9 protein-coding genes, 1 pseudogene and 1 riboswitch are annotated in these 11,911 nt (G+C 75.1%); of the genes and pseudogenes, 6 read left to right on the plus strand and 4 right to left on the minus strand.

The features are described 5' to 3' along the window. The first annotated feature begins 255 nt into the window (after positions 1-255). The gene (locus EAO77_RS33810; protein WP_147992152.1) at positions 256-621 is read left to right on the plus strand and encodes a PH domain-containing protein; all 366 of its coding nucleotides are present in this window, start codon (positions 256-258) and stop codon (positions 619-621) included. A gap of 76 nt (positions 622-697) precedes the next feature. Here EAO77_RS33810 and EAO77_RS33815 read toward each other — a convergent pair whose 3' ends face one another. Beyond that, positions 698-1,516, minus strand: a complete 819-nt coding sequence (locus EAO77_RS33815; RefSeq protein ID WP_147992153.1) for an SAM-dependent methyltransferase — start codon at positions 1,514-1,516, stop codon at positions 698-700. A 135-nt stretch (positions 1,517-1,651) separates the two neighbouring features. Between EAO77_RS33815 and EAO77_RS33820 the strand changes: the two genes are divergently transcribed. Then, complete coding sequence (locus EAO77_RS33820) at positions 1,652-2,503, plus strand: sulfite exporter TauE/SafE family protein (RefSeq protein ID WP_147992154.1); 852 nt, start codon at positions 1,652-1,654, stop codon at positions 2,501-2,503. Positions 2,504-2,880: 377 nt separating this feature from the next. Here the strand turns inward: EAO77_RS33820 and EAO77_RS33825 are convergent, their stop codons facing one another. Continuing rightward, positions 2,881-3,249 carry a hypothetical protein gene (locus tag EAO77_RS33825; protein WP_261994271.1) on the minus strand — a complete coding sequence of 123 codons (369 nt, stop codon included), beginning with the start codon at positions 3,247-3,249 and terminating at the stop codon, positions 2,881-2,883. A 468-nt stretch (positions 3,250-3,717) separates the two neighbouring features. Next, the gene (cobN, locus tag EAO77_RS33835; RefSeq protein WP_147992156.1) at positions 3,718-7,347 is read right to left on the minus strand and encodes a cobaltochelatase subunit CobN; all 3,630 of its coding nucleotides are present in this window, start codon (positions 7,345-7,347) and stop codon (positions 3,718-3,720) included. 54 nt (positions 7,348-7,401) lie between these two features. Continuing rightward, a riboswitch (cobalamin riboswitch) is annotated at positions 7,402-7,492 on the minus strand. A 101-nt stretch (positions 7,493-7,593) separates the two neighbouring features. Here cobN and EAO77_RS40675 point away from each other — a divergent pair. The 4 genes and pseudogenes from EAO77_RS40675 to EAO77_RS33855 form a co-directional block, all read left to right on the plus strand. Then, positions 7,594-8,127, plus strand: a pseudogene (locus EAO77_RS40675) (cobalamin biosynthesis protein CobG); the annotation flags it as partial. A 614-nt stretch (positions 8,128-8,741) separates the two neighbouring features. Next, the gene (locus tag EAO77_RS33845) at positions 8,742-9,266 is read left to right on the plus strand and encodes a hypothetical protein (protein WP_410088751.1); all 525 of its coding nucleotides are present in this window, start codon (positions 8,742-8,744) and stop codon (positions 9,264-9,266) included. After that, positions 9,263-9,904, plus strand: a complete 642-nt coding sequence (locus tag EAO77_RS33850) for a precorrin-8X methylmutase (protein ID WP_147992158.1) — start codon at positions 9,263-9,265, stop codon at positions 9,902-9,904. Before EAO77_RS33845 ends, EAO77_RS33850 begins: the two co-directional genes overlap by 4 nt. Continuing rightward, positions 9,901-11,400, plus strand: a complete 1,500-nt coding sequence (locus EAO77_RS33855) for a precorrin-2 C(20)-methyltransferase (RefSeq protein ID WP_147992159.1) — start codon at positions 9,901-9,903, stop codon at positions 11,398-11,400. The genes EAO77_RS33850 and EAO77_RS33855 overlap by 4 nt, the downstream gene beginning before the upstream one ends. Here EAO77_RS33855 and EAO77_RS33860 read toward each other — a convergent pair. Further along, positions 11,388-11,911, minus strand: a 524-nt coding sequence (locus EAO77_RS33860; RefSeq protein WP_187283534.1) for a precorrin-6A/cobalt-precorrin-6A reductase, incomplete at its 5' end; no start/stop codon positions are given. The two genes, EAO77_RS33855 and EAO77_RS33860, sit on opposite strands and share 13 nt — an antisense overlap.

Here is an 11,911-nt window from a genome sequence, read left to right on the forward strand (position 1 = left end):
CGACGGGCCCGGCCCGCGATGGCGGTCCGGTCCAGGGGGACGGCCGCATCCTCTCCGCCGGAAGCCCGAGCGCCTCGGCCGCCGCCGCCCACAGGCCGGAGGTGTCGACGCGTGMCGGGCCCGTCGTGGCAGGGGAGCGGGCGCGGAGATCGCGTTCCGGTCCTGCTTCGTCGACCGAACGGTCACAGAAGGGGAGTTGTCACAGGTGACCTATACAGTCGAGGAGACCGACGACATCGAACCGGTGGGGAATCCATGGCACTCTTCGGGAACGCGCACACCGTCAACCCCGGCCAGGCGCAGCAGGACTACGCACGGCTGCTCGGCCACGGGGAGCAGGTGCAGGCCGCGTACCAGCTGATCCGGGACACCATCATCTTCACCGACCGGCGTCTGCTGCTGGTCGACAAGCAGGGGATCACGGGCCGCAAGACGGAGTACCACTCGATCCCCTACCGCAGCATCACGCACTTCGCCGTGGAGACGGCGGGCACCTTCGATCTCGACGCCGAGCTCAAGATCTGGATATCCGGCATGCCGGCGCCGGTCGAGAAGACCTTCACCAAGGGCGTCGACATCTACGAAGTGCAGGGCATCCTCACGCAGTTCGTCGCGCGCTGAGCCGCCCGGCGGGCCGTGCCCGGGGCGCCCTCGGGCCGCCGCCCGGGTGGGCGGCGGCCCGCCGTGCCGCGCCGTGCTACGCCTTGCGGGCCACCGCACCGTAGGCGTCGACGGCCGGGCCGTCGTAGGACGTGTCGGCGTCCGGCCGCCAGTCGGTGACCGGGACCACGCCCGGCTCGACGAGCTCCAGGCCGTCGAAGAAGCCGGCGATCTGCTCCACGGGACGCACGTGGTAGGGGATCGCACCGCTCTGGTTGTACGCGTTGGACGCCGCGATCATGCCGTCGCTGGTGGCCGTGGAGTCGCTGATCACCAGGTAGCTGCCCGACGGCAGACCCGCCATCAGACGGGCGACCAGGCCCTGGGCCTCCTCGTGGTCGGCCACGTGGCCGAGGGTGTTGAGGATGATCAGGGCGATCGGCTGCGAGAAGTCCAGGGTCTCCGCCGCCGCCTTCAGGATGTCGTCGGGTGCGTACAGGTTGGCGTCCAGGTACGCCGTCCTCCCCTCGGGCGTGCTCGTCAGCAGCGCCCGGGCGTGGGCCAGGACCATCGGGTCGTTGTCGACGTACACGATGCGCGAGTCCGGGGCCGTGCGCTGCGCCACCTCGTGGGTGTTGTCGGCCGTCGGCAGACCGGTGCCGATGTCCAGGAACTGGCGTACGCCCTGCTCGCCCGCCAGGTGGCGGACGACCCGGCCGAGGAACTGGCGGCTGGTGCGGGCCACGTCGACGAGACCGGGGAAGATGTCCTTGATCTGCTCACCGGTGTCGCGGTCGACCTGGTAGTTGTCCTTGCCGCCGACGAAGTAGTTCCAGAAGCGGGCCGAATGCGGCTTGCTCGTGTCTATGCGGGCACGTATGTCGGCGGCGGCGAGCTGGGGGTCGTGGTCTGACACGCGTACGTCTCCTTCGGGGGCGGAGCAAGTGCTCGGCACCAACCTAGACCAACTGTGCTGGTGGGCAACGGTCTTGAGGCATCGATCGCGGGGCGGCACCTTCCGCCCGGCACACGCGGGGGCAGGGAGCGGGACATGACGTGGTCGGACGGGCTGCTCGGCTTCGCGGCAGGGCTGCTGATCTCCGTGGTCACCGCCCCGGTCGGGGTGTCCGGCGCGGTGTTCCTGCTGCCGGTCCAGGTCAGCGTCCTCGGCGTGCCCAGCCCGGCGGTGACGCCGACGAACCTCCTCTACAACGTGGTCGCCGGCCCCGGGGCCCTGCTGCGGCACCGGGGGAGCGGACAGCTGCGAGGCCCGCTGACCCGGCTGCTGATCGCCGGCGCCGTGCCCGGCGTCGTCGCGGGAGCGGCGGTGCGGGTGTTCGCGGTGCCGGGGCCGCAGGTGTTCCGTCTGTTCGTCGCGGCGCTGCTGCTGCCGCTCGGTCTCTGGCTGTGCGCCCGCACGCTGCGCCCCGCACGGTCGGCCGGGGACCGGGAGCCGCCACCCGGCGAACCGCCCTCGCCCGGGGCCGGGGAACCGCGGGCCGGGGACCGGACGCCCGGACAGCCGTCGCCGCGGGCCACGACGCTGCTCGCAGCGGCCGTCGGTGTCGCCGGCGGGATCTACGGGATCGGCGGCGGATCCCTGCTCGGGCCGATCCTGGTGGGACGCGGCATGCCGGTCGCCCGCGTCGCCCCCGCAGCCCTCGCCTGCACCTTCGTCACCTCCGTCGTCGGTGCCGCCACCTACGCCCTGCTCGCCCTCACCACACCCGGCGCCGTCGCGCCCGACTGGCTGCTCGGCATCGCCTGCGGCCTCGGGGGACTCCTCGGCGGTTACCTCGGCGCCCGGCTCCAGCCCCGGCTTCCCGAGACCGGACTGCGTCTCCTGCTGGGGGTGATGGCCACCGGCATCGGCCTGCTCTACGCGGTTCAGGGGCTGGGGTGAGCACCCGCGTCCTGTCCTGGCACACCGGTCCGGCAACCGGAACGGAGGCGCCCGTGACGCCCGATGCCATCCCGATCCCCGCACCGGGGGCCGCCCGCGGGCTGCGCACCGTCCGCCCCCTGCCCGCGCAGGACGGTCACGACGGGCAGGCGCCGCTCCCCGCCGACGAGGAACAGCGCGCCCGCCGCCACCTGTTCGCCCACATCGGCGCCATCGGCGCCGAGCAGGGCTGGGGCGGGTTCCCCGCGTCCAGCCCGGCCGAGCGCCTGCGCCTCGTCGAGACCGGGCGCGCGCCCGCCGTCCACTGGAACCGCGATGTCACCGTCGAGGCGGAGGACGCCTGTGCCGTCCTCTTCCGGCTCGACGGCCCGGGCCCCTCACCACAGGGCGCCGTGCCGGTGCCGCACGGGCGGCACGTCGGCGGCGCCGACGGCGTCCGCAGCCGCCGACCCCGGCGGCGTGCGCGCGGCACGGAGCAGGGACACCACCCCGCTCCGCAGCAGCGCACGGGCCCGGCGCTCCGCGATCGTGGCGGCCGCACCGATCAGGCGGTCGTCCCGGGACCGCAGGAAGGTGTACACCACCACCGCCCGGCGCACCCGTCGCGGCAGCGGCCTCCGCCCCTCCCGTGCGGCGTCTGCGAGCACGCGGGAGCTGTAGCGCAGGTCGTACAGGACGACCCGGCGCCACGCGGGGTCGCCGTCCCGGGTGCCGGGACGGCGGTCATGATGTGCGGTACGTGCCACGAGGACTCCTCGGCCGTGACCGCCGGGGCTCTCCCGGCGGACCTACCGGAAGCCGAGGGGCCCGCGCCCGCGGTTGCCGTGCACGGAGGTCTCCGCCCCTTCACCCATGGCGTCGTGCCGGCTGCGGGCCACGTCGAGCAGAACGGCACGCAGGGCGTCCCGCGTCCGGCCGCGCGTCTTGACCGCAGGACAGCGGGGAACGGCCCGGAAGCCGGCCGTGGGCGGCGCCGGCGAGGGCCTTGGAGCCGTAGTGGCGGCCGTCGATCTGCACGAAGGAGTCCCGCGCAGGGCCGAATCCGTGACGGGAGAGGAAGGCGTCCCGCCCGATCGCGTCGAACTCGGACGCTGCGAGCAGGACTTCGGAGCGGGTGAGGTCGGTGAGCGCCATGGTGGAAGAGGTTGGCCGAGGGCACCGGTGGCGGCACCGCGCCGGCCGCCCGGTGGCGGCGGCCGACGCGAACGAGGTGCCTACTCGCCGTCCTCCAGGTCGCCCTCCGTCTCCAGGTAGACCTGGCGGAGGGCGGCGAGGACCTCCGGGTCGGGCTTCTCCCACATGCCGCGGGACTCGGCCTCCAGGAGGCGTTCCGCGATGCCGTGGAGGGCCCAGGGGTTGGCCTCCTGGAGGAAGGAACGGTTCACGGGGTCGAGGACGTAGGTCTCGGTGAGCTTGTCGTACATCCAGTCCGCGATCACGCCCGTGGTGGCGTCGTAGCCGAAGAGGTAGTCGACGGTGGCCGCGAGTTCGAAGGCGCCCTTGTAGCCGTGGCGGCGCATCGCCTCGATCCAGCGGGGGTTGACCACCCGGGCGCGGAAGACGCGGGACGTCTCCTCGACCAGGGTGCGGGTGCGGACCGTCTCCGGGCGGGTGGAGTCGCCGATGTACGCCTCGGGGGCCGTGCCCCGCAGCGCGCGGACGGTGGCCACCATGCCGCCGTGGTACTGGAAGTAGTCGTCGGAGTCGGCGATGTCGTGCTCACGGGTGTCCGTGTTCTTCGCCGCCACGGCGATCCGCTTGTACGCCGTCTCCATCTCCTCGCGCGCCGCGCGCCCGTCGAGGCCGCGGCCGTACGCGTAGCCGCCCCACACCGTGTAGACCTCCGCCAGATCGGCGTCCGTGCGCCAGTCGCGGGAGTCGATCAGCTGGAGCAGGCCCGCGCCGTAGGTGCCGGGCCGCGAACCGAAGATGCGGGTGGTGGCGCGGCGTTCGTCGCCGTGGGCCGCGAGGTCCGCCTGCGCGTGGGCGCGGACGAGGTTCTGCCCGGCCGGCTCGTCGAGGGAGGCCACCAGGCGGACCGCGTCGTCGAGGAGGCCGATGGTGTGCGGGAAGGCGTCCCGGAAGAAGCCCGAGATGCGCAGCGTCACATCGATGCGGGGGCGGCCCAGTTCGGTGAGCGGCACCGGCTCCACGCCGGTCACCCGACGCGACGCGTCGTCCCACACCGGGCGGACACCCAGCAGCGCCAGCGCCTCGGCGACGTCGTCGCCCGCGGTGCGCATCGCGCTGGTGCCCCACAGCGACAGACCGACGGAGGTGGGCCACTCGCCGTTGTCGGCGCGGTAGCGCTCCAGCAGCGAGTCCGCGAGGGCCTGGCCCGTCTCCCAGGCGAGGCGGGACGGCACGGCCTTCGGGTCGACCGAGTAGAAGTTCCGGCCCGTCGGCAGGACGTTGACCAGGCCGCGCAGCGGGGAGCCGGACGGGCCGGCCGGGACGAAGCCGCCGTCCAGGGCGTGCACGGCGTGGTCGATCTCGTCCGTCGTCCGGGCGAGCCGCGGCACGACCTCCAGCGCGGCGAAACGCAGCACCGCGGCCACGTCGTCGCCGTGCGTGTCGGGCACCGCGGCCGGGTCCCAGCCCGCCGCCTCCATCGCCTCGACCAGATCGCGCGCCTGCTGCTCCACCGTGTCGGCCGCGGTCCGGGTCGCCTTCGACTCGTCCAGGCCGAGCGCCTCGCGCAGTCCGGGCAGCGCCTGCGTGCCGCCCCAGATCTGGCGGGCGCGCAGGATCGACAGGACCAGGTTGACCCGCTCGGGGCCGGTGGGCGCGCCGCCGAGGACGTGCAGGCCGTCGCGGATCTGCGCGTCCTTCACCTCGCACAGCCAGCCGTCGACGTGCAGCAGGAAGTCGTCGAAGCCGTCGTCGTCCGGACGGTCCGCCAGGCCGAGGTCGTGGTCGAGCTTCGCCGCCTGGATCAGCGTCCAGATCTGGGCCCGGATCGCCGGCAGCTTCGCCGGGTCCATGGACGAGATCTGCGCGTACTCGTCGAGCAGCTGCTCCAGGCGCGCGATGTCGCCGTACGACTCGGCCCGGGCCATCGGCGGGACGAGGTGGTCGACGAGCGTTGCGTGGACGCGGCGCTTCGCCTGGGTGCCCTCGCCCGGGTCGTTGACCAGGAACGGGTACACGAGCGGCAGGTCGCCGAGCGCGGCGTCGGGCGCGCAGGCCGCCGACAGGCCGGCGTTCTTGCCCGGCAGCCACTCCAGGTTGCCGTGCTTGCCCAGGTGGATCATCGCGTCGGCGCCGAAGCCGCCGTCGTCCGCGGAGGCGGCGATCCAGCGGTAGGCCGCCAGGTAGTGGTGCGACGGCGGCAGATCCGGGTCGTGGTAGATGGCGATCGGGTTCTCGCCGAAGCCGCGCGGAGGCTGGATGAGGACCAGCAGATTGCCGCGGCGCAGGGCGGCGAGGACGATGTCGCCCTCCGGGTTGCGGGAGCGGTCCAGGAACATCTCGCCCGGCGCCGGGCCCCAGTGCTCCTCCACCGCCTCCCGCAGCGAGGCCGGGAGCTGCGCGTACCAGCGGCGGTAGTCGGCGGCCGGGATGCGCACCGGGTTGCGCGCGAGCTGCTCCTCGGTCAGCCACTCCTGGTCGTGGCCGCCGGCCTCGATCAGGGCGCGGATCAGCTCGTCGCCGTCGCCGGACACCAGACCGGGGATGTCCTCCTCGGGCCCGAAGTCGTAGCCCTCGGCGCGCAGCCGCCGCAGCAGGGACACGGCCGACGCGGGGGTGTCCAGGCCGACCGCGTTGCCGATGCGGGAGTGCTTGGTCGGATACGCGGACAGCACCAGCGCGACCCGCTTGGCCGCGTTCGGGAGGTGCCGCAGCCGGGCATGGCGCACGGCGATGCCCGCGACCCGGGCGGCCCGCTCCTCGTCGGCGACGTAGGCGGGCAGGCCGTCCGCGTCGATCTCCTTGAACGAGAACGGGACCGTGATCAGACGGCCGTCGAACTCCGGCACCGCCACCTGGCTCGCGGCGTCCAGCGGGGACAGCCCCTCGTCGTTCTCCTCCCACGACGCACGCGACCCCGTCAGGCACAGGGCCTGCAGGATCGGGACGTCGAGGGCGGCGAGCGCGCCCGCGTCCCAGGATTCGTCGTCGCCGCCGGCGGACGCCTCGGCCGGGCGGGTGCCGCCGGCGGCCAGCACGGTGGTCACCAGCGCGTCGGCGGCGTCGAGTTCGGCCAGCAGTTCCGGCTCGGGGGCGCGCAGCGAGGCGACGTAGAGGGGCAGTGCCCGGGCGCCGGCGGCCTCGATCGCGGAGCACAGGGTGTCCACGAAGCCGGTGTTGCCGCTCATGTGGTGGGCCCGGTAGTACAGCACCGCGATCAGCGGGCCGCCGGCCGCCGGGGCGGCCGTCCGCTCCAGAGGACCCCAGGAGGGGGCCGCGGCCGGCGGCTCGAAGCCGTGGCCGGTGAGCAGGACCGTGTCGGAGAGGAAGCGGGCCAGCTGCTCCAGATTCCCGGGACCGCCGTGCGCGAGGTACGCGTGGGCCTCGGCGGCGATGCCGATGGGCACCGTGGAGGCCTCCATCAGCTGGGCGTCCGGGGCCTGTTCGCCGCTCAGCACCACGACCGGGCGGTCCTGGGCCAGGAGCGTGTCGATGCCCTCCTGCCAGGCCCGCAGCCCGCCGAGCAGGCGCACGACGACCAGGTCGGTGCCCTCCAGCAGTCCGGGCAGGTCGTCCAGCGGCAGCCGGGAGGGGTTCGCGAAGCGGTAGCCGACGGGGCCTTCGGCGGCGCGTGCGCTGAGCAGGTCGGTGTCGGACGTCGACAGGAGCAGGACGCGGGCCTCGGGGGTGTGCGCCCCGGATGAGAGCTGCATGCGGCGGCTTGCCTTCCTCGGGGTTTCCGCGCCCCGGGCGGTGAAGAACGGCGGGAGTTCCTGGCTCACCCGGCGGCGTGCGCGTGCTGCGCTGCTGCCGGGCTCACAGTGGCGGGACCGCGCCGGAATCGCACCGGGCTTCCTCCCCTGACGCCGTCTTCGGCGGTGACGGACCGTATGGCCCGCCGATGAGCATAGTAAGGGCCGTCACCCCGCCGTGAGGAGGTGGCTTGTGTGATGGTCGGTATGCTCGCCGCCATGCCTCCGACCCCCGCCAACCGCCCGGACCGGGACGAAACTCCCGTCCGGGACCGCGGTGATGCCTGCCCCGGCGCGCTGCGGCTGCACACCGCGGACGACGGTGCGCTGGCGCGTGTCCGCGTCCCGGCGGGGCTGCTCGCCGCGCGCCAGGCGCACGCCCTCGCGGACGCGGCCGAACGCCTCGGCGACGGGGCGCTCGACATCACCTCCCGCGGAAACCTGCAGCTGCGCGGCCTCGACGCCCTGCGCGCACAGGAGTTGGCGGATCTGCTGGAGGCCGCGGACCTGCTGCCCGCGCCCGCCCGTGAACGCATCCGCAACGTGGTCGCCTCCCCGCTGTCCGGTCTCGACGGGCACGGAAACCTCGATGTGCAGCCGCTGGTGCGGGAACTGGACGCCCTGCTGTGCGCCGGCGCACGCGCCACGGCGCTCTCCGGCCGCTTCCTGTTCGGCCTCGACGACGGGCGCGGGGACATGGCGGAGCTCGCCCCGGATGTGATGTTGCTCGCAGAGCCGGACGAGGCGCCGGGGCCGCCGGGTGCGGCTCCGGGGGCTCCCGGGACGTCCGGTGCGGGTGCGCCGGGTGGTGCCGGGGCGGGCGCCGCGGGTGCGCCTGCCGTCGCCGGGGTCCCTGTCGGGGGTGCGCCCGGCCACGCCGGGGCGTCCGGTGCGGGTGCCGCCGCCGGCGAGGGGGGCGACGGGGCGTCCGGCCCGCGGGTGCGGGTGCGGGTGGCGGTCGGTGACGCGCAGGTACTGGTGCGGCCCGAGGACGGGGCGCGGATGCTCATGCTGGCGGCGGAGGCCTTCCTCGACGCCGCCGACGCGAGCGGTGCCCGCCCCTGGCGCGTCCGCGAACTCCCCCCGGGCCATGCCCTGTCGACGGAGGACCTCCTGCACCGTGCCGCCGCCGCGGGCCTGCCTGCCGAGACCGCGCCAGGGGCGGGCACCGCTCGCGTCGGCGGCGTCGAGGAAGGCCTCCGCCGCCAGCATGAGCATCCGCGCCCCGTCCTCGGGCCGCACCAGTACCTGCGCGTCACCGACCGCCACCGGGAGCGCCCGGCGCCCCCCGGGGCGACACCGCCCCCACCGCACCCGTCCCCGGGGCGTACGCGCGCGGCGGGGCGGAGAGCGCGGTGTGCGTCGGGGTACCGCTCGGGCGGATGGGCGCGGCGCAGTTGCGGCTCGTCGCCCGGGTCGCCGAACTGCACGGGACGGGCGAACTGCGCGTCACCCCGTGGCGGTCCGTGGTGCTGCCGGGTGTCGGCGCCGCCCACCTGCCCGAACTCGCCGCCGCGGGGCTCGTGACCGGCGCGGAGTCCCCCTGGCACGGGGTGAGCGCCTGCACCGGGCGCCCCGGATGCGGAAAGGCGCTCGCGGACGTCCGGGCGGACGCGGCGGCGCTCGCCGCCGCCGGTGCGGGCGGCATCCCCGTCCACTGGTCCGGCTGCGAACGCCGCTGCGGCCATCCGCACGGCACCCATGTCGACCTCGTCGCCACCGGCGGGGCGCGCTACACCCTCGCCGTCGCACCCGCGCAGGGCTCCGGCGCGCCGGAGCAGCCCGTACGCCACGACCTCCACGTCCCCGAGCTCGCCGGCGCCCTCGCCGCGGCGCGCGGCGGGCGGCCCCTCCACCACCGACCCGCTACGACGAAGTGAGCGAGAGCACAGTGTTCGAGTACGAGAAGGACGGCGCGGAGATCTACCGCCAGTCCTTTGCCACGATCCGCGCCGAGGCGGACCTCGCCGGGCTGCCCGCCGAGGTCTCGCAGGTCGCGGTCCGCATGATCCACGCCTGCGGGATGGTCGACCTCGTCCGCGACCTCGCCTACAGCCCGGAGGTCGTGATCCGCGCCCGCGAGGCGCTGCGCGCCGGAGCACCCGTGCTGTGCGACGCGCAGATGGTCGCCAGCGGCATCACCCGCAAGCGGCTGCCCGCCGACAACGACGTGATCTGCACGCTCTCCGACCCGTCGGTGCCCGCCCTCGCGGAGAAGCTCGGCACCACCCGGTCCGCCGCCGCGCTCGAACTCTGGCGCGAGCGGCTCGACGGCTCCGTCGTCGCCGTGGGCAACGCCCCCACCGCGCTGTTCCGGCTGCTGGAGATGATCGCGGAGGGCGCGCCGCGCCCCGCCGCCGTCATCGGCGCCCCCGTCGGCTTCATCGGCGCGGCCGAGTCCAAGGACGCGCTCGCCGCCTCCCCGCTCGGCCTCGAACACCTGGTGGTCCGCGGCCGCCGCGGCGGCAGCGCCATGGCCGCCGCCGCCGTCAACGCGATCGCGAGCGAGGCGGAATGAGCGAGAACACCCCCACCGGCCGGCTGTACGGCGTCGGGCTCGGCCCCGGCGACCCGGAGCTGATGACCCTGCGCGCCGCGCGGATCATCGCCGAGGCCGATGTGATCGCCTACCACTGCGCCCGCCACGGACGGTCCATCGCCCGTTCGATCGCCGCCCCGCACCTGCGCCCCGAGCACATCGAGGAGCGCCTGATGTACCCGATCACGGTCGAGACGACCGACCACCCGGGCGGGTACCGGGGAGCGCTCGACGACTTCTACGAGGAGGCCGCGGCCCGTCTCGCCGCCCACCTCGACGCCGGGCGCACGGTCGCCGTCCTCGCCGAGGGCGACCCGTTCTTCTACGGCTCCTACCAGCACATGCACAAGCGGCTCGCGCACCGCTACCCGACCGAAGTCGTCCCCGGCGTCACCTCGATCAGCGCCGCCGCGGCCCGCCTCGGCACCCCGCTGTGCGAGGCCGAGGAAGTGCTCACCGTCATCCCCGGCACGCTGCCGGAGGACGAGCTCACCGCGCGCCTCGCCGCGACCGACTCCGCCGTCGTCATGAAGCTCGGCCGCACCTTCCCCGCCGTGCGCCGCGCCATGGAGACGTCCGGCCGCCTGGACGAGGCCCGTTACGTCGAGCGCGCGACCATGAGCGGCGAGCGCACGGGACGGCTGGCCGACATCGACCCCGGGTCGGTGCCCTACTTCTCCGTCGCCGRCGTCCCCAGCCGGACCGCCACCCCGCCTCCCACCCCGGACGGCGGCGAGGTCGTGGTCGTCGGCACCGGCCCGGCGGGCCCGCTGTGGCTCACCCCCGAGACCCGGCGCGCACTCGCCGACGCCGACGAACTCGTCGGCTACACCACCTATCTCGACCGGGTACCGCACCGTCCCGGCCAGACACGCCACGGCTCGGACAACAAGGTCGAGTCCGAGCGCGCCGAGTTCGCCCTCGACCTCGCCCGCCGCGGACGGCGGGTCGCGGTCGTCTCCGGCGGCGACCCCGGTGTCTTCGCCATGGCCACCGCCGTCCTCGAAGTCGCCTCCCAGGACGCGTACAAGGACGTGCCCGTCCGCGTGCTGCCCGGCGTCACCGCGGCGAACGCGGCCGCCGCGAAGGCCGGTGCGCCGCTCGGCCACGACTACGCCGTCCTCTCGCTCTCCGACCGGCTCAAGCCGTGGGAGGTCATCGCCGAGCGGCTGCGGGCCGCGGCCGCCGCCGACCTCGTCCTCGCGCTCTACAACCCGGGCTCGCGCAGCCGCACCTGGCAGGTCGGCAAGGCGCGCGAACTGCTCCTGGAGCACCGCGCCCCGGACACCCCCGTGGTGCTGGGGCGGGACGTCGGCGGGCCGGAGGAGAGCGTGCGGATCGTGCGACTCGCCGAACTCGACCCGGAGCAGGTCGACATGCGGACGATCCTGCTCATCGGCTCCTCGCAGACACAGGCGGTGCGGCGGGGCGACGGCCACGAGATCGTGTGGACGCCGCGGCGCTACCCCGAGTAGCGGGGCGTCTCGGGGGCGGCGCGCAGGGTGTCCAGCCAGGCGGCCGCCTCCTCGGGGGCGGCCGCCACCGCCACGCCCTGCGGCACCGGCGGCCGGCGCACCACGACCACGGGGATCCCGGCCTCCCGGGCCGCCGCCAGCTTCGGCGCGGTCGCCGCGCCGCCGCTGTCCTTGGTGACGAGCACGTCGATCCGGTGGTGGCGCAGCAGTGCCCGTTCGCCGTCGAGGGTGAACGGGCCCCGGTCGAGCAGCACCTCCGCGTGCGGCGGGCACGGCCCGTCCGGCGCGTCGACCGAGCGGACGAGGAACCAGACGTCGTCGACGTGCGCGAACGCGGCGAGGCCCATGCGCCCCGTCGTCAGGAACACCCTGCGGCCGAGCGCCCGGGCCGCCCCGGCGGCCTCCTCCAGGGAGCCGACCGGGTGCCAGTCGTCGCCCGGCACCGGCGCCCACCCGGGGCGGCGCAGGGCCAGCAGGGGAACATGGGCCCCGGCGGCGGCCCCGGCGGCCC

It is taken from the genome of Streptomyces sp. T39 (assembly GCF_008042045.1).
Classification (GTDB): Bacteria; Actinomycetota; Actinomycetes; order Streptomycetales; family Streptomycetaceae; genus Streptomyces.